The organism is Gudongella ferriphila, assembly GCF_046224405.1.
Lineage (GTDB): Bacteria > Bacillota > Clostridia > Tissierellales > Tissierellaceae > Gudongella.
The window spans coordinates 1-19073 of sequence record NZ_JBJXRK010000026.1 but is presented as its reverse complement, the minus strand read 5'-3'; the positions used below and the strand labels follow the sequence as shown (position 1 = coordinate 19073).

Here is a 19073-nt window from a genome sequence, read left to right as displayed (position 1 = left end):
AGTATACCCCTTTTTACTCTCTTGAACAAAAAAGACTTTCCGATTTGGAAAGTCTAAGGTTTCTGGCGGAGAAGTATCTATATTTGTTTTGTCACTAAATCCTATTCTGTACGATTTGTGATTTCAATCCAACAATCGAAAAGTTAGAACTATATAAGGTATCTTTCAATCTCCTCTTTGTACTTGAACAGGATCTCTTTAAATCTTTCTATTTTTTCTTCATAGTCCCCTTGACGTAAAAAGGAGATAGCGACTACGTTATCAACCCTTCCATCTGGACTTCTCAATGGTACCCCGACTCCGCAAATATATGAGGCAACCTCATCCAGACTGATTACAAAACCCTGTTTTCTTATTTGCTCATATTCAGATAGTATTTCTTCCTTTGTTGTTAACGTCTTTGAAGCGGTCTTTTCAAACACAGCTTCTTCAAGCATTGATTTTACAATATCTTCATTGTAATACGCCATAAGGCATTTTCCAAAGCATCCCTTATTCATTGAATAGAATGTTCCTGGTTTGTCGTTTACCTTAAGGTGGTGGTTGTTTTCTATAGCATATATGGAAATCACATTATGTCCCTCTCTATGAGCAATTCCCACAGACTCCTTGGATTCATTGGATATTTTCTTGAGGATTGCTTCTATGCTCTTCTTATAGTTTGCATGATGCAGGTATACATTTCCCATGTGGTAGGTCATCGGTCCCATTTTGTAGACCTTGCCCATATCGTCTCTTATAAGCATACCCGCTTCCTCCAATGATGTAAGTGTCCTATAAATAGTGGTTCTGTTAAAACCAGTCAATTCAACCAGATCAGGAACTGAAAGCTCATACGGTTCCTCAGCAAACAGGCTTAAAAGATATAAGCCTTTTTCCAAGCTGGTCATCTTGTCCTTTATCTTCAACTCCATACTCTCATCACCTCAACTCCAACACTTAGTATTCTTCATTCGCCATCCTGTAAACAAAATAAGCATAAAGCTTAGCTGCCAAGAGCATTGTCTCGACTGATATCCTTTCATCCTCCATATGGGCTGTCTGAGGGTCTTCAGGGAAAACAGGCCCCCATGAAACAAACCTTTCCATGGATTTTGCGTAGCTTGTTCCAGCGGCAACCTTGAGGCTATCATCTACTCCATACTCTCTACTGACTTCCCTCATTATATTTAGAAAAGGAAGGTCGCCGGAAACCCTCATTGGCTCAAGGTAATTGCTTATCTCATAGCTATATCCAAATTCATCAGATTTTTCTTGAAATCCCCTTGATATTTTTTCAAGTGTGGTTCCATACTTTTGTCTAATATTTACATTGAGCACCAACTTGCCATTTTCCAGCTTGAGGACTGTTGGTGCAGCAGTGGTGATTCCCACATGCTCGCCTTGGTAGTTATCCAAACCGTCATCTATGTTTAAATCATTAGGTTTCCCATCATTTGTAAGGTGTCTGGAGACAAATCTTGCAAACCTAAAACTTTCTTCCCTATCCCTCAACTTTCCACACAATTCAATTATGGGATTGTTGCCTTCTTCAGGAGTGGAACTATGTGTAGAAATCCCATGGACCGTAATCTCTCTGCCATCATTAAGCCTGATATAAGCCTTCGATGGTACTGTATTAGGGCTGTCCCCTCCCTTGAGCTCCAAAATGCTTGAAAGCATTGGCTCCTCAAAGCTTAGTATTACATCAGCATACCCCTTTTCCACGTTGAATACTGGAAATTCTCCGTCAGGAGAAAAACCGAAATCAGGAACGGTGAATTCCTTCTTGAATGTCTCCATGTCTGTCCATTCACCTTCCTCACTTGTGCCTATGATGAGCCAGACCTTCCTGTTAAACTTAACCCCTGAGTCCAATACTGCCTTCATGGCATAAAGGCTCATAATAACAGCACCCTTATCATCAGATGTACCTCTTCCCCAGATGAAACCATCCCTGCAGACCCCTTCAAATGGACCATTTGTCCACTTTTCAGGATCGCCTATACCTACAATATCCACATGGACCAGTATGCCCAAGCACTCTTGCCCTTCTCCCATTTCGACTATGCCTACAGACATGTCAGATGTAGTCATTGTCTTGAATCCAAACTTTTCAGCAAGGTCAAGAACATATTGAAGGCATTTCTTGTTCTCCACGATATTACCTGTAAAGCTAGGAATGGAAACAATTTTTAGGATGTGCCCCATCATTTCATCTTTTGAGGACTCTATATAAGAATCAAGAAAATCTTTACTCATAAGCATCTACTCCTCCAATCCACAGTAATCCACAGCCAGCTCCCTGTAAAAACATCTTGCTACTTCCAGATCCTCAACAGCAATGCTCTCTTCTGCTGTGTGAGCAAGCTCCAAGTCCCCTGGCCCTACGATTATACATCTAGCTTCTGTAAGATCAGCAAGTACACCAGCATCAGACCATGCCGGGAAATCAGTGGGCTTGATTTCAACGATTCCCAATCTTCCAAGAACCTTCATGGCTTTACTAGCCAATGGATCCGTTGCTTCTGTGCAAAATGGCCTGTGGGGTGGTATTTCATTTGGTTCTTTGTAGCTTCTTACCGTAGCTGAAAACCGTGGTTCCTCGGATCTAATGTTATCAATTAAGCTTTCGAGCTCTTGATATACCTGGTCCAGAGTTTCCTCAGGAATCCACCTTCTATCAATCTCAATTGTACAGGTTCCAGGCACGGTGCTTGGCTGGTCACCACCAAAAATCCTTCCAATATTGATGGTTGGACTTCCTAGTATCGGATGACTTCTACCTCTAAGTACCTGTGTGTATTCCCTGTGAATTTTTTCAACTAAAATTCCTGCCATTACTATGGCATTCACTCCCTTGTCCATTTTCCCACCATGAACTTTTTTCCCTTTAACATCAATCTTGATCCACTCTAATCCCTTATGCCCCAAGGCAACCCTCATATCAGTAGGTTCTCCAATGACAGCCCCATCAACAAAAGGTCCATGCTTGGCTATATGCCCAATTCCTTTACCGCCTATCTCTTCTTCTATCACACCTGCGAAGACAAGGTCACCCTTCAGTTGGACCCCTGATCTTTTTATATCAATAATTGCATAAATCATGGCGGCTAAGGCTCCTTTCATGTCACAGGATCCCCTACCGTATAATCTTCCATCTATTATGGAACCTGAGAGGTGATCTTCCATATCATATGCGGGAACTGTGTCAAGGTGTCCGCATAGCATAAGAGACTTGCCCTCTCCTGTCCCTTTTATTGTTGCAGTTACATTGAAATGATTTTCCTCTACCTCAATAAGCTCAGAGCTTATACCCTCAGCCTGAAAGATGGAATGGATATGCATAGCCATTGCATTTTCCCTACTGAATGTTTCTGAGCAGCTTGGTATCCTGACAAGGGTAGCTGCAAGCTCCGCTACATCATGACCAGGGTTCAGTTCTTGTTCCATATCAGTGTTCTTTAATGTATTTCCCATTATCTATATCTCCTTGGCAAAATGACATGCAACAAAGTGTCCACTTTCAAGCTCCTCCATCAATGGCTCAATCTCTTTGCAGATATCCTTGGCTATAGGGCATCTGGTGCAGAATTTGCATCCATTAATCTCCTCAATCGGACTTGGAGTCTCTCCAGGAAGTATCCTCCTTCCCTCTTTTCTCCCTATTCCTGGTTTGGGCATAATTGCAGTTAAGGCCCGTGTGTAGGGATGAATCCCTTTGTGTATTATTAAATCAGGCTTTCCAATTTCCATGATTTTACCAAGATACATTATTGCTATTCTATCAGAAATAAGCCATGCCAAGGAAAGGTCGTGGGTTATGAAAAGGTATGATAGCGCTTTTTTTTCTCTCAGCTCGAGAAGAAGCTTAAGTATTCCCGTCCTAATGGATGCATCCAGCATTGATACCGGCTCATCAGCTACAACAAACTTTGGTTCAAGAATCATGGAGCTTGCAAGCACAACCCTTTGCCTCTGACCTCCGGAAAGCTCGTGGGGATATCTGTATAGATAATCCTCAGCGGGATTCATCCCTGCCTGCTCCAAAGCATGCCTTACCCTCTCCTCCCTCTCGGCCTCTGTCTTGACAAGGCCATGCACATCAAGAGGCTCCGCAACTATGTCCATTACAATATTTCTTGGATTAACTGACTGATACGGATCCTGAAATATCATCTGGGCGTTCTGCCTGAATTCCTTCATATATACCTTGTCATTCCCCCGTACCTCTTCACCAAGAAAATTTACACTGCCTTCTGTGAGTGGTGCAAGCTGTAAAATTGCCTTACCGGTTGTCGTCTTTCCACTACCGCTTTCTCCAACCAGTGAAAGGATCTCCCCTTTGGCAATGCTAAAAGAAATCCCATCAACTGCCTTTAGGATGATTTTTTTCTTGCTTATTATATCCTGTGCAAGACTTCTTTTAATATCAAAATGAACCTTAATATTTTCTATATCAACAACATGGTTATTGCTCATGGCTTACCTCCCCACTTAGATGACATGACGCAAAGTGCTTCCCTCCCAAATTTCTGCTTTCCGGTTCTACATGGGAACAAATGGGAAGTGCTTTGTGGCATCTTGGATAGAAGCTGCAACCTTTAATTGGCTCCAACAGATTAGGGGGAACTCCATCAATTCCCGGAGGAATGATCTTTTCCTTTCCAACATTTGGAAAGCAGGAGATAAGTCTTTCAGTATAAGGATGTGCCGTTCTTTCAAATATATCCTCTATGGTTCCAATCTCAACTATCTTGCCGGCATACATTACAGCAATCTTATCACAGGTCTCAGCCAGTATTGAAAGATCATGTGTTATTAGAATAAGTCCCATCCTAAGTTCCCTTCGAAGCTTCTCAAGAAGATTGAGGATTTGGGCCTGTACCATTACATCAAGAGCTGTAGTGGGCTCGTCCCCTATTACTATTTTGGGATTGCATGCAAGTGCCATAGCTATCATTGCCCTTTGTTTCATCCCTCCACTGAACTCATGCGGATAGTTGTTTATCCTTTTCTTCGGCATCTCCACAAGCTCAAACAATTCCTCTGCCCTTTTGATGCCCGATCTCTTGGATACCTTCTCATGGAGCACCACAGCCTCTGCAATCTGGTCTCCTATCTTCATAACAGGGTTCAGTGCATTCATCGCACCCTGAAATATTATGGAAACGTCCTTCCATCTTCTGGCTCTAATCTCATCGTCACCAAGCTTAACAAGATTAGTTCCCTCAAGGAATATCTCCCCTCCGTGTATCTTCCCCTCCTTGGGTAAAAGCCTTGTTATGGAAAGGGCACAGGTTGTCTTTCCACATCCGGATTCTCCAACCAAGCCCAGAGCCTCTCCATAATCAAGATCAAATGTGGTTCCATCTACAGCCTTGTATAGACCCTGGGAGGTTTCAAAATATGTTTTTAGATTATTGACTTCCAGTAATGTCATCGTCTACCTCCCTCTCAGTTTTGGATTCAGAATCTCATCAAAGGCATACCCTAAAAGCGTAAAGGACAATACCACAAGTACCACGCATATTCCCGGTGGCAGATAGTACCAGTAGGCTCCCGCTGCGGTGGCACCACCTTCAAAGGCATAGTGAAGCATCATGCCCCAGCTGGCCATTGTTGGGTCTCCCAACCCAAGAAAGCTCAGGGTAGTCTCAGAAACTATGGCAACTGCAGCTACCAGAACCGTATTGGCAAATACCAATGGAAATACATTGGGGAGAATATGTCTAAGCATTATATGTAGATTTCCTGCACCAATGGATACCGTACGTTCAACAAACTGCCTCTCCTTAACTGATAGGGTTTGAGCTCTTACTACCCTTGCCGTACCAGCCCATCCCGTGATTCCGATTACAAATATTATATTCCAAAGACTGGTTCCAAGAATGGCTGCAAGCACCATCATCAGTGGAAGCCATGGTATAACCAGGAAGAAGTCAGTAAAGCGCATAAGCAGATTATCTACACGCTTTCCAAAGTATCCCGCCAGTATGCCGATTAATGTGCCTATAACCATTGAAATCATAGTGGCTACAGCTCCAATCAGAAGAGACACCCTTGCACCATGGATAAGGTTGGCCAGGACATCCCTTCCCATGTCATCAGTCCCCAAGAGAAACTTGGATGATGGGGGCTGAAGCATATCCTCCACCGATCCAAACTCCATTGTTGAAAAGGGGACCAGGATTGGTCCAAATATGGCTACCAGAATAAATACACCTAATATTACAGAACCTGTCAGAGCCATTTTGTTCCTTGCAACCGCCCTACTAAATTCTTTCAATTTTTTTAGTCTCATTTTCCATTTCATAGAACAACCTCCGTCAATTCTTGACTCTGGGGTCGATGTAGGAGTACGTTATATCCGCCAATACATTTGCAAGAACAACTGATACTGTCACTAACAAAAATACACCCTGGAGCAAAGGATAGTCCCTGGCCCTCAAAGCCTCATACATCAACCGTCCAAGTCCAGGCCAAGAGAATATGGTCTCAACCTGAATGGCCCCGGCAACAACGAACCCGACATTTATCGCTATTATTGTAATCATTGGAAGCATTGCATTTGGCAATGCATGCTTCTTAAGAATATACCTTTCCCTGAAACCCTTTGCCCTTGCTGTTGTAATGTAGTCTTCACTGAGCACATCCATAAGAGTGTTTCGCATGGTCAATGCATACTCACCAATGAGAACCAAGCTCATGGTCAGAACAGGAAGGGCAAGATGCATAAAAAGGTCCTGCAGCATGGCAAAGGTGGTTGGGAAGCTTTTTCCAGGAGTGAACATGCCACTTGTAGGAAAAATCCTCAACTGCACGCAGAATATCACAACAAGTATCATCCCAAGCCAAAATGTCGGAACCGAATAAGTTACAAGGGAAAAGCTCAATGTTGCAACATCAAGCTTTGTACCTCTTTTCCATGCAGCAAGTATCCCCAGGAAGATACCAACAACTATAGCAACTATCTCTGCCAATCCCACCATAAGAACAGTGGGAAGTATCTTTTGAGCCAAAACATCTGCCACCGGTGCCTTATAGACAAAAGATACCCCCAGATCCCCTGTCAGCAAGTGCTTAAAATAGGTGAAGAATTGAATATACCACGGCTGGTCAAGGCCATAAAATTCCTTGACCGCCGCTATGGTTTCAGGGGTTGCCCTTGGGTTTCTCATCATCATGTTCAAAGGATTCCCTGGGAGCACTCTAAAGAGGATATAGTTGAAAACAAGCACCACAAGAATGGTCAACAATGCATAAAACAACTTTCTGACAATTATCTTTCTGGTCATATCAAAATCATCCTTTATTCGACTGGTCTTATGTTCCGATAGTTGTAGTCTGTCAGATTGAAGAAATAGGTACCTGTTTCAGGAATCTGCTTAAAGCCTGTCCATCTATCAGACCTTATTGCCTGGATGTTGTTTGCGTAGATTATTACTATATATGGAGCCTCTTCGTATACAATCTGTTGCATTTCCCATACCATCTCACGTCTTGCTTCCTCGTCCATTTCCTGCTGTTGAAGAAGGTACAGTTCGTCATATCTTGCATTGGAGAAGAATGGCTCATTATTTCCCCCAATTTGGTCCGTTGTCAGTACCCCAGTTATAACAGTTGGGTCTACATCGGATCCCCAGCCCCAGATAAACAGGTCATAGGTTCCTCCAATTATTCTGTCATACAGAGCTCCACTATCCATGGTAACACTGTTTATCTTGATGCCAACTGCAGCAAGGTCAGAAACAATCATTTGACCACTCTTCACCTCTTCAAGATTATCTGCAATAGTGATCAACTCAAATTCCAATGGAGTGCCATCTGTTGATTCCCTTACTCCATCACCGTTCGAATCCATATATCCAGCTGAATCCAGCAAATACTTGGCCTTTTCAACATCGTAGCTTCTCAGCTCCTCAGCTGTAGGCTCATAGTGGAAATAATCCCCCGGATTTATCAATGTGGTTCCTACTGTTCCATGACCGTTATAGGACATATCAACAATCCTTTGCTTGTCGATTGCCAGTTCAATGGCCTGACGGATATTCTTATCCAACAGAAGGGGATTTCCACCACTTTCATCATCCATCCAGCAGTTTACCCCAACCTGCATAAAACCCTTTTCCTCTCCAGATATAACCGATACATTTTCATCATCCATAAGCTGTTGGTATTGTGCGGTATTGAGATTATTGGCTCCGTCTATCTCACCAAGCATAAGTGCCTGAGCCATTGAGTCGATATTGTCATAGCTTACAAAGATGTACTCATCCACCTCTGGTATGGATCCGAAGTAATCCTCGTTTACAACTACCTTAACAAAGTTGTCGCCCTTTGAGTCGTACTTGTATGCCCCTGTTCCAACTGGATTCTCATTGGCCCAAATCTCCAGCTCATCTTCCGGTATCTCACTTATAATGTGCTTTGGAAGAATCGGAGTTGAATTCATAAGCATGTTGGCCTTAGGGAAGTCTGTTGTCATAACAACAGTATTATCATCCGGACATTGAATATCAGTAATTCCAGTGAGATATGAACTGTACATATATCCCAGGCCTGTATCCATCATCAGCTCATAGGTGTATTTGACATCCTCAGATGTAAATGGTTCCCCATCGTGCCACTTAACTCCCTCTTGGAGTTTAAATGTCCATGTGAGCTCATCATCGCTAATGTCCCATTCCTTAGCAAGTCCTGGAACTGGATCATAGTTTTCATCATACTTGATCAGTGGGTCATAAATCAGCATAAAGAACTCATAGGTTACCTGCATGTATGATGATAAGGGATTCATTGTGTCAAAGGAAGCGCTGGACCCCACAGTAAATGAGCTTAATTCCTCTCCCGGAGCCTGACCTCCACCACAACCTATCTGAACTGTAACCAAGATAAGAATCAAAGTAAAAATTGTTATCCTTCTAAAACGATTTTTCATTATTATTCCTCCTGTCTTATTGTTTCAATCCCCTACAACACTCCACTTTCCAAAACAGTAAATGTCTTGTTGTCAGCATCCAGTCTCACTCTCACCCCCATTGGCAGAGTTGCCAAATCCTTTGTATGTCCCAAGGGGAGACCGTACAAAACAGGTATTCCCAAAGGCTTTAGGTAGTACTCCAGTACATCCTCCAAGCTGGTGTCGCTGAAAAATCCTGGATTGTGCTTGAAGGGAACACAGCTTTCACTGTCTCCAACAACAATACCTTTAACGTCCTTCAACTTTCCCGCATTTCTAAGGTGGGAAAGATTGTGGTCGAATATCCAAGGTTCTGTTTCAACATCCTCGATTAATAGGATTCGGTCCTTGGTGTCAATTTCATAAGGTGTACCCAAACTTGCACACACAAGGGTCAGGTTCCCTCCGATCAGGTCACCTTCTGCCGTTCCAGGGCCAATACTGTGAAGCCAGGCCTTGTTGTCCGCTAATCTTATCTCCCCAACCGGATCAGCTGATGACAGCGCCTTGAAAAAATGCTCCTTTGTGTAATCTGTAAGCTCCTTGGGGTTAAATCTGCTCATACCAGGACCATGAAAGGTAATTACTCCCGTTTTCTTATGTATGGCAAGATGCAGTGAAGTTATATCGCTGAACCCGGTGAGAATCTTTGGGTTCTTCCGTACTGCCTCAAAATCAATAAGATGTATTATTTGTGCGGATCCATAACCCCCTTGGGTAACAAACACTGCATCAATATCATCCCTTCTAAACATCTCATTGAAATCGGCAGCTCTCTCCTCCTCAGATGCAGCTACAAATCCCTTGGTTTTGTTAACATTTTTTCCAACTACAACTTTATATCCCAAACTCTCAAGATACTCGGTTCCTCTCAGTATGTCACTTTTCTTTTCAGACGGACTTGCTGGTGAGATAACTCCTATAGTGTCTCCCTTTTCAAGTCTCTTAGGCTTTATCATAGGCATCCTCCTTTTTGTTCATAATATGAACTTGGTTTCATCATTTAATCACTTACTTAATTATACTTCTGTCCAATAACTTTAGTCAATTAAAATTAACTATTTATTTTGAACTTTTAGATAATTTTTTTCATGATTTATTCTAGTTTTAAATATTGCAAAAGGCACAGTTATAACATCGGAAATACGCTTATCATATTTTATGTACAGCTATATGGCTCTGTTTATTCCTTCTCTGGAGGATATGGATACCCTACTGAACATTTGTCCAAATTTTATCCGCATCCCCTATTGCAAAATTTAATATTTTGGGTATCAATACTGCATTGAAGCAAAGCAGTAAGTGTGATATATTATTTGTAACGATTACATTATTTGAATTATCCTACAAATAAGCCGATTTTAGAAGAATATACTTGATTGTAGGTTGTACTCTAGTTTGTTTAATGTACGCCGAAGGTATTAGTAGATCATTAAAGGAGGGGAGCTTTATGGAAGAAATGAAATGTCCCGTAACCGGTCATACCAATAGAAGCATCTCAGGTGGTGGTACCAGCAACAAGGATTGGTGGCCTAATCAACTAAATCTGAAAATGCTTCATCAGAACTCAAACCTAAGTACTCCTATGGACACTGACTTTAATTATGCAGAGGAATTTAAAAAGCTTGATCTTGGGGCAGTGAAGGAAGACCTCTACAAGCTTATGACCGATTCCAAGGATTGGTGGCCTGCAGACTACGGTCACTACGGACCTTTGTTTATTCGTATGGCATGGCACAGTGCAGGTACATACAGAATGGGGGACGGTCGTGGCGGATCTTCAGATGGAACACAAAGATTTGCACCGCTCAACAGCTGGCCAGACAATGTGAACCTGGATAAGGCAAGACGGTTATTGTGGCCTATAAAGAAGAAATATGGCAAGAGCATTTCCTGGGCTGACCTTATGATACTTGCAGGAAACTGCGCTTTTGAGTCCATGGGGTTAGAGACCTTTGGTTTTGCTGGCGGTCGTGAGGAGGTGTGGGAGCCTCAGGAGGACGTATATTGGGGTTCTGAGACCGAGTGGCTTGGTGATAAGCGATATTCCGGTGAAAGGGATCTTGAGAATCCACTTGCAGCTGTTCAGATGGGTCTTATCTATGTTAATCCTGAGGGACCAAACGGAGAACCAAGTGCTCTTAAGTCCGGGAAGGACGTCAGGGAGACCTTCGCAAGAATGGCCATGAATGACGAAGAGACTGTCGCCCTTATAGCCGGTGGTCATACCTTCGGCAAGTGCCATGGAGCAGGTCCTGCAACACATGTGGGAAGAGAGCCTGAGGCTGCACCCATCGAGGAAATGGGCCTTGGCTGGAAGAGTACCTACGGGAGCGGCAAGGGCGGAGACACCATTGGAAGTGGAATAGAGGGAGCATGGAAGCCTCATCCAACCAAATGGGATATGGGTTATCTTGAAACCCTGTTCAAGTATGACTGGGATCTTGTTAAAAGTCCTGCAGGTGCCCACCAATGGATACCAACTGATCCTGAAGCGGCCAAAACTGTTGAGGATGCTCACGATCCTACAAAGACACATGCACCTATGATGACTACAGCAGATCTTTCCCTGAGGATGGATCCGATCTATAAACCGATTGCGTTGAGATACAGGGATAACCCGGCAGAGTTTCAGGAAGCATTTGCAAGAGCTTGGTTTAAGCTGACCCATCGTGACATGGGACCTAAGTCAAGGTTTCTTGGACCTGAGGTGCCTGATGAGGATCTGCTATGGCAGGATCCGATCCCTGAGGTTGATCATGAGCTAGTGGATAAAGAGGATGTAAAAGCACTTAAAGAAAAAATATTAGCTACTGGATTGTCCGTTTCTCAGCTTGTGTCAACTGCATGGGCTTCAGCATCCACCTTTAGAGGCTCCGATAAGCGTGGTGGTGCAAACGGAGCAAGAATCAGGCTTGAACCTCAAAGGAACTGGGAGGTAAACCAACCTGTTCTGCTAAGTGGCATTCTCCCTAAGCTTGAAGATATCCAAAGGGAGTTTAACGAATCTCAGACTGGAAACAAAAAAATTTCCCTGGCTGACCTTATAGTCCTGGGAGGATGTGCGGGTATTGAACAGGCAGCCAGGAATGCTGGTATGGAGCTTGAGGTGCCATTCTTCCCAGGGAGAATGGATGCAACTGAGGAGCAGACAGATATAGATTCCTTCTCTGTGCTCGAGCCTAAGGCAGATGGGTTTAGAAATTACCAGAAAAACAAATTCTCAGTGAGTGCCGAGGAGCTTCTTGTTGACAGAGCTCAACTTCTTACCTTGACTGCACCTGAGATGACTGTTCTCGTTGGAGGCATGAGAGTCCTTAATGCCAACTATGAAAATTCACAGCATGGTGTTTTCACTAAAAGACCAGAAACCTTGACAAATGATTTCTTTATCAATCTATTGGATATGGAGACTGTGTGGAAGCCAACTGAGGATGACAAGGATGTATTTGAAGGACACGACAGGGCATCAGGTGAGTTAAAGTGGACAGGAACAAGGATAGATCTCATCTTTGGTTCCAATTCCCAGCTTAGGGCTATCTCCGAGGTTTATGGAAGCGACGATGCAAAAGAAAAATTTGCCAAGGATTTTGTTGCGGCTTGGAACAAGGTTATGAATGCAGATAGATTCGATCTTAGGTAAAGCATGACCAAACTGCAAAAGGGCAGCTAGGCTGCCCTTTTGCCAATATCATATTGTTTAGGAGGATAGTTCTATTATGAATTTTGATGGTTTGATCCTTGGACTTATTTCTTTTGGAGTCATCGGGTTTTTCCTCCCAGTGAAGTATACATGGGTTTTTTAAAAGGAGGGACAGGTTAAAAAGGGTTGGTTCCCCCGCAATCCCAATTCAGAGGATAAAACACAAACTATTTTGTACTACCCAACAGGGACTAAATGTCTATATCCCATAATCTACAACGTATATATCACTAGAAGGGTGATAGTTTATATGCCATTCTCTTTTTTTATCTGCCCGAAGAGATAAATCGACAATATACGCTGGAATAATAACTTTTATAGTACCTGAGTCGTCACTTATTTGAGCAAATCTATACTCGTCCGGATAAATCTCATAATCAGGGTCATTGAAATTAAATGCTTCTAATTCTCCCGCTCCTGGTTTTTTAATGTTTGATAATCTGCCAACAATTACTATTCGGGATATGGATTCTTTATCTTTTGAGATGTAGCTTTCAATATCATCAAGAGGAATATATGTATAGACTGGTACGCCTTGTTTTTTCAAGCTTTGGGTAGTGTAATTAGCAAATATTTTTCTGCCTTCTTCAAAGAATGCAATATTCTTAACCTGTATGGATGATATCTGATACTTGTTTGGATGGGCAGATGATTGAATCATGCTTATTTCTAAAATTTCATCCTTGCTTTTGTAATACCATGTTGCTGGACCATATTTTCTGCTATCTCTATCCTCAATATACTTGCTAAATTTACTATAGATAGACCCATTCTCTCCAATACCAGTCAGTTCACACGTTAAATGCAGTAGCTGCTTTCGTGTGACATCATCAAAAATAATATACTCATGGGAAATTGAATCTCTTGGCATAATTGCAAAACTCAGCATATCATCCTTACTCATACTGGCAATGTCTATCTTTTGAGGATATTCAGAATTTGATAGTGTAAAAAAGCTATTACCTACATCTAGCGAATCCTCTTTTATAATTTCCCAATCTAAACTGGCTTCCTTTAATGCATTTTCAACTGAAGTCCTTGTCAAAGGAAAGTCATAATAGGTTTGTCCGTATCTAAATTCTATAATCCATAACATTGTTAAGACGATGACTGCTGCTACAAATATATATTTTACATGTTTTTTCATTTATCTCTAAACACCCCTTAGACTGTACCAATCACTTGTTGTTAATTACCAAACTTCGCACTTTCACCTAAAGCAAAAACCTGGTCGCATATTTGTAAGTATATCATCGTTTATACGACTGAATATTTCGGTTCAATAGTCCCATCATCACGGCAAAACAGACCCACCTTCTCGGTAGTTTAAATCCACCTTAACGCAGTACTGTACCACTTAACCGGACAGCTCTATAATGGTATCATGTACATCAATTCCATCCGCATGGGTTTTATTTGGAATTACCCAATGTACACCTCCGCCCACTTCATTGCAAGTGGATTTGACTTTATCAAATGAGAAATTCACTTCTTGATATCCACAATAGATGCATCTTACACCGGTATTTACCTTATAATGTGTCAATTGACAATTACCCGTTGGTGAACCTTTTGGCAACATTTTTGAGATTTTTAATAGTTATTTTCTCGTTGAATAGCTTGTTACTGCATAAAAAGTTCCTATCCCCTATATCTACGAAATAGTATTGTGTTAGCCTTTACTCATATCCGAACTCTCGTAAATAACTACCTCTGTCCTGAACCTACTTTCACTGTGTTCCATAAAAAAATCCCCACTATATTTTTCCAATACCCTTCTGATATTCTCCAAGCCGTAACCATGGAAATTCTCGTCCTTATGGGTGGTCACCAGCTTCCCATTCCTATGCTTCAAGTATCCATTATAATCATTTTCAATGCCAACATAAAAAACCCCTTTATCAAATCTAATCTGGACATAAACCTTTCCGTCCTGCACCTGTGTGGCTGCATTCAGTGCATTGGACACAAGGTTTCCAATAATTACAGTAAGATCCTGATCCTGGATGCCAAGACTTTTGGGAATCCCCCGGCTCCTAATCTGAATTCTATCTTCTCCTGCTTCAGAGGTATAGACCTCATAATTGATTATGCTATCTATTACAAGGTTTCCGGTCTTTGAAACCATCCTCTCATCATCCATTTTCCCTTTGATTTGATCCATGTATTCCTTAAGATCTACCATATTCCCTTCCCTAAGGAGTACTTCCATTGTGGAGAGATGCCTCCTTAAGTCATGTCTAAGGGAGCTTGAACTGTGTAGGCTAGTCCTCATCATTTCAAGCTGCTTCTTGTATCTTATATTCATATTCTCTATGATGGTTTCCTCAAGCTTCCTGTTGTACTGCCACATCAGCCTGTCATACATGTAGAAGACAATGATGTTCATAATGATTACCATTATTGTGCTCACAACAACCATTGCAGAGCTGTCACCACTGAAGCTGAATATTACAATCAGAAGGGTCAAGGATGATATGGGAAACACAAATCCTGCCATCCAATAGTTAAATGGTATGTCAATGTTTCTACGAACATTACTAAAATTCTTGAATATGAAGCTTACCAGCAGTGTAGTCAGATGGACTGTAACTATTCCAAATATGGACTGATAACCTGCCCTTATGGTAAGGGACCCGCTTATGTATCCTGTCATAAATACCACTGCGCTCTCAACTGCAACAACAATAAGGATCACAACCGATGCAGCAAGCAGGGTCTTTTTAAATCCAAGCTCCATTACATGGCCGATTAGTACCAGAAAAAATATCTGGACAAGCAGATTGACTATGGGAATATCAAAATAAAAATACGTTCCCTGGGATACCAGGTAGAATAAACCCATAACTGCCAACTCCAGCCTGGGCTTATTTCCCCTCCCTTCCCTAAAGGTCTGCATGAAATTGTATCTTGCGTAGGTGCCCAGTATCCCGCTGATGGCTGCAATAACTTCATAATTATTATTCATATGATTCTCCTATTTGAGCATTTTCTTCTGTTTGTTTCTAATATCCACCCGATAGCTTTGACTGATGGGCAAGGTACTTCCATCAATCATTTTCACATTATTGTACTCAAATCTCTTCACATTCATCTGGTTGATGATAAAGGATTTGTGGATTCTCCAGAACAATTCCTCGTCTAGGCTTTTCACAAGATCATCCAGCTTCCCTGCAAAAACAATCTCTTCATCAACTGTCCGCATGGCTATCTTTCTCAGTGTACTTGAGAAATAAACAATCTCTGAAATCTTTATCCGTCCCTGTACACTTCCCTGCTGATAGACAAAATAGTCATTCTCCTGGTTCAATAGCCTTAGTGCAAGCTCAAGGACTGCCTCAACCCTTTCCATTGTCAAGGGCTTGATTAAAAAATCCAGGGGTCTGATCTTAAAAAGCTCCAATGCATAGGATTCCTGCCAGGAAACATATATTATTTTTGCAGCATCATCCCTTATGTCATTTCTTAGGATTTCACCAAGCTGAACTCCACTGAGTCCATCCATTTCAATATCAAGAAATATCATTTCGTATTCATTGCCCTTTTTAAGGTGGTTCCTCAGGGCGTCTGCTGAATAGAAGACATCTATACTGTAATCCATTCTTCTAGCCTCAAGGTATTTTTCAGAGGCTTCCTCCAAAAATGAACAAATATCCTTCTCGTCATCACATATTGCCATCCTAATCATCTTTTCACCCCTTCACATGTGGATACCCTGCATCTTTATATAACTCTACCCAAATAATGTTCAGGGTCAACCATATATTGGAAAATCTTATATATTCCAATAATCGGGACCTGCTTAAATACTGTTGATTTAGCGATTACGTTTTTCTGTTTTACGCAAAATAGCCATTTACTTCGCAGAGAATTTATGTTTTTTTGAAGAGCCCATATTTACACATTTTAAGAGACAATAAAAAAGAAGCCTATAACAAAGCTTCGATTTTTATAAATTTTCAATTTTGATGCACATAATATAAATTATATGAACTAAAAGGGTAAAAACAAATTATAAAGGTCCTGATAATCTGAACTCCCCCTAAATGCATCCACTAACCATTGAGAATTTTCTTCAGCCATGACAATGTCACCTGCTACTGTCATAGCTTCATTTTCTCCATCAGAGAATGAAACTCTAAGTGATATTGAATAACGATAATGAACTCTTCCGTCTTCATAGTCGCCCATTTTTATTATATCAACAGAATCTACTTCAACCTTATAATCAACATCCTCTCTTATCAAGACATCCCATGGTATAAACCGATTCGATATGGCACTATCAAATCCCCTATCAGTCATTAAGCCTCCGTAATCCTTTTTCATTGACTCACCGTATTCCTCAATGCTATATTGACCTGTTCCTTCAGAGTCAAAAATATCACGGTAGTATCTTGTTGATTCTAACTCTTCTGGATTAGTAACTATTTCGAGAAATTCTTTGGCATAGTATTTCGAGTCTTTCCTGAAATTAGCCATTAAGCCAATAAAAGCAACTATGATAATTAAAGCAATGCAAGCAATCAAAATTTTTGTTGTTCTCTTGTTTTTAATCAATTTTATCTACATCCTTTCATTAAGCACTTCATATCATATAAATCTACTAATGTGCACAACTACAAACTTATTTAGTATAGTATATCACAAAAATGGATATATTATTCCAACTAACTCTACCTATCCATAGAATTAGTATTTTTTTGATGATTTCCCTGCAAAGCAAAGGCAAAAAAGTATAAAAAAAACACATAAAGTGATTTGCTAACCACAATATATGCTATTATAAACGAATAACTATACATCATGTTGTATGTTGTTTAATAGGTCTCTCTAAATGGAAAATATAAGGAAAATCAGCATGGATAACATCTTGAAACTCAGGGGTGAGGCCTTGTTATTGATCAACGGTTAACTTCGATTTTACCTTCCTATTCTTGAGTATGCCAAGCAGGACCATAAACCCCATGGCAGCCATGGCAGTGATTATCATCTTGGCTATGTCAGGCGCAAAAGTCAATGATCCAAATAGTACTATCACCTCAATAGCCAGCACTTCCTTGAGTTTTCTTCTGTACACAAAAATCTCCAAATCATCCAAGGGTTTATTATAATCCTCCACAGGTGAGAAGTTCAGCAATACAAAACTAGATACACCTAAAGCAGTAAGATAGGATACCATGTCCAGTTCAACGTATCTTGAAACAATCAATGCCGCAAAGATCATCACAATAGATATCATATAGCACCCAAGCCCTGTTTCTGCATGGTATCCCCCTACATATTGTCTTAGAAATACATATGCTGAAGTAAAGATTATCAGATTGGATAGTTCTCCTGAGACAATGCCTATAGCCAGGATTGTAATTAGGTTGAAAGCTGTGACCATAGTTTGTCCTAGTCCGAATTCATAAATATCTCTTTCTTCTTCTGTGATAATTCCACTATCAAGAAAACCATCAACAAGCTTTGATATAAATACTCTCAAGATACAACCCCTCCATTTAAAATTCTTTAATAATACATTGTTTCCCACCAAACTTTAACAAGAAATTTTTGACAGTCCACTACATCTGTTTGATAAACAATTCTAAGTTCTACCTTCTCACTCTCCACAAGGTTTCGCTGTATAAACCGCTTGATTATTCTGGATGACCCATCACAAAATCATACCAAAGGAATTTACACACAAAAATAGCCTTGACTAAGTGCCTGTCCCCTTGTCTCTAAAACTTATTTAATAACACTTCCTTTCTTATCATAAAATATATATTCCTCTGTATTTTCTCCCTCTAAATCTCGAAAAAAAGTAATAGAGGATTGTTATCAATTATTATTGTTTGAATTTCTCCATTATCTATTATTCGCTCTATTTTAGCAAGTTGAGAATTATTACTGATAATAAAGGAACTTTTACCAACCGAATAATCCTCCTTTATTATTGACGAAATATTTTCATCTAATTCAGAAAATTCATATGCAAAAATATTATCCACTTTCTCAGTAATATTATCAGCATCAATAAGACTAATAAGTTCATAATTGCCACTATTATTTATTCTAAAATAGACATACCCTGCTTTTTCATACTCATCTGCATCTTTCAGTACATAAGAAGTAAGTCTATAGTCATTAATTACAATTGTGTTAATTATTGTTACTGTGTTTTTAGTCTTAAGCTCTCGTGAGATTATATTTTTCATTGAAGTTATCTCATCCCTAGGGCTTGAAATTAAACCATATACTATTAGAATAAAAGCTGTAATTATAACAAAAGCCCAATTTTTAATCTTCATTCACTAACCTCCCTTTGTCTTATGTTTAGAGCTTATACACGCTTTATGTGTTTCAAACCATTATAAAGTCCGTACTTTGAGTAAAAAGGAATTTAAGATAAAGATGAGTCAAAATGCTCGAACTCAGTTAAAA

Annotated in this window: 16 protein-coding genes; 1 reads left to right on the top strand and 15 read right to left on the bottom strand. The window is 40.6% G+C overall.

Translation table 11 applies throughout. The annotated features are described in order from the left end of the window. Window positions 1-149 precede the first annotated feature (149 nt). The 9 genes from ACKVDP_RS11175 to ACKVDP_RS11135 are packed head-to-tail and all read right to left on the bottom strand — an operon-like array spanning window position 150 to window position 9900. Window positions 150-914, bottom strand: coding sequence for an IclR family transcriptional regulator (locus ACKVDP_RS11175; RefSeq protein WP_409228944.1), 765 nt, complete (start codon window positions 912-914; stop codon window positions 150-152). A gap of 25 nt (window positions 915-939) precedes the next feature. Next, window positions 940-2241 (bottom strand): M20/M25/M40 family metallo-hydrolase, encoded by a 1302-nt coding sequence (locus ACKVDP_RS11170; protein WP_409228943.1) that lies wholly within the window; start codon window positions 2239-2241, stop codon window positions 940-942. Between the two features lie 6 nt (window positions 2242-2247). After that, a complete protein-coding gene (locus ACKVDP_RS11165) occupies window positions 2248-3459 on the bottom strand; it encodes a M20 family metallopeptidase (protein WP_409228942.1) in 1212 nt (403 codons plus the stop codon). 3 nt (window positions 3460-3462) lie between these two features. Further along, on the bottom strand, window positions 3463-4461 hold the full coding sequence (locus ACKVDP_RS11160) for an oligopeptide/dipeptide ABC transporter ATP-binding protein (protein WP_409228941.1): 999 nt from the start codon (window positions 4459-4461) through the stop codon (window positions 3463-3465). Further along, complete coding sequence (locus ACKVDP_RS11155) at window positions 4451-5422, bottom strand: ABC transporter ATP-binding protein (protein WP_409228940.1); 972 nt, start codon at window positions 5420-5422, stop codon at window positions 4451-4453. Before ACKVDP_RS11155 ends, ACKVDP_RS11160 begins: the two co-directional genes overlap by 11 nt. 3 nt (window positions 5423-5425) lie before the next feature. Next, the gene (locus tag ACKVDP_RS11150) at window positions 5426-6295 is read right to left on the bottom strand and encodes an ABC transporter permease (RefSeq protein ID WP_409228939.1); all 870 of its coding nucleotides are present in this window, start codon (window positions 6293-6295) and stop codon (window positions 5426-5428) included. Between the two features lie 13 nt (window positions 6296-6308). Further along, window positions 6309-7277, bottom strand: a complete 969-nt coding sequence (locus ACKVDP_RS11145) for an ABC transporter permease (RefSeq protein WP_409228938.1) — start codon at window positions 7275-7277, stop codon at window positions 6309-6311. Window positions 7278-7291: 14 nt separating this feature from the next. Beyond that, complete coding sequence (locus ACKVDP_RS11140; protein ID WP_409228937.1) at window positions 7292-8920, bottom strand: ABC transporter substrate-binding protein; 1629 nt, start codon at window positions 8918-8920, stop codon at window positions 7292-7294. A 32-nt stretch (window positions 8921-8952) separates the two neighbouring features. After that, complete coding sequence (locus ACKVDP_RS11135) at window positions 8953-9900, bottom strand: S66 peptidase family protein (protein ID WP_409228936.1); 948 nt, start codon at window positions 9898-9900, stop codon at window positions 8953-8955. Window positions 9901-10391: 491 nt separating this feature from the next. Here ACKVDP_RS11135 and katG point away from each other — a divergent pair, with 491 nt between their 5' ends. Then, window positions 10392-12584 (top strand): catalase/peroxidase HPI, encoded by a 2193-nt coding sequence (gene katG, locus ACKVDP_RS11130; protein WP_409228935.1) that lies wholly within the window; start codon window positions 10392-10394, stop codon window positions 12582-12584. Between the two features lie 259 nt (window positions 12585-12843). Here katG and ACKVDP_RS11125 read toward each other — a convergent pair whose 3' ends face one another. The 6 genes from ACKVDP_RS11125 to ACKVDP_RS11100 all read right to left on the bottom strand — a co-directional run bounded on the left by ACKVDP_RS11125 (window position 12844) and on the right by ACKVDP_RS11100 (window position 18940). After that, a complete protein-coding gene (locus tag ACKVDP_RS11125; protein ID WP_409228934.1) occupies window positions 12844-13791 on the bottom strand; it encodes a hypothetical protein in 948 nt (315 codons plus the stop codon). A gap of 525 nt (window positions 13792-14316) precedes the next feature. Continuing rightward, window positions 14317-15612 carry an ATP-binding protein gene (locus tag ACKVDP_RS11120; protein WP_409228933.1) on the bottom strand — a complete coding sequence of 432 codons (1296 nt, stop codon included), beginning with the start codon at window positions 15610-15612 and terminating at the stop codon, window positions 14317-14319. A gap of 9 nt (window positions 15613-15621) precedes the next feature. Next, on the bottom strand, window positions 15622-16332 hold the full coding sequence (locus ACKVDP_RS11115; protein WP_409228932.1) for a LytR/AlgR family response regulator transcription factor: 711 nt from the start codon (window positions 16330-16332) through the stop codon (window positions 15622-15624). A 305-nt stretch (window positions 16333-16637) separates the two neighbouring features. Then, window positions 16638-17204: a hypothetical protein gene (locus ACKVDP_RS11110; protein ID WP_409228931.1), complete on the bottom strand. Its 567-nt coding sequence runs from the start codon at window positions 17202-17204 to the stop codon at window positions 16638-16640. A gap of 337 nt (window positions 17205-17541) precedes the next feature. Then, complete coding sequence (locus ACKVDP_RS11105; protein WP_409228930.1) at window positions 17542-18132, bottom strand: accessory gene regulator B family protein; 591 nt, start codon at window positions 18130-18132, stop codon at window positions 17542-17544. Window positions 18133-18436: 304 nt separating this feature from the next. Then, the gene (locus tag ACKVDP_RS11100) at window positions 18437-18940 is read right to left on the bottom strand and encodes a hypothetical protein (RefSeq protein ID WP_409228929.1); all 504 of its coding nucleotides are present in this window, start codon (window positions 18938-18940) and stop codon (window positions 18437-18439) included. Between the last annotated feature and the right edge of the window lie 133 nt (window positions 18941-19073).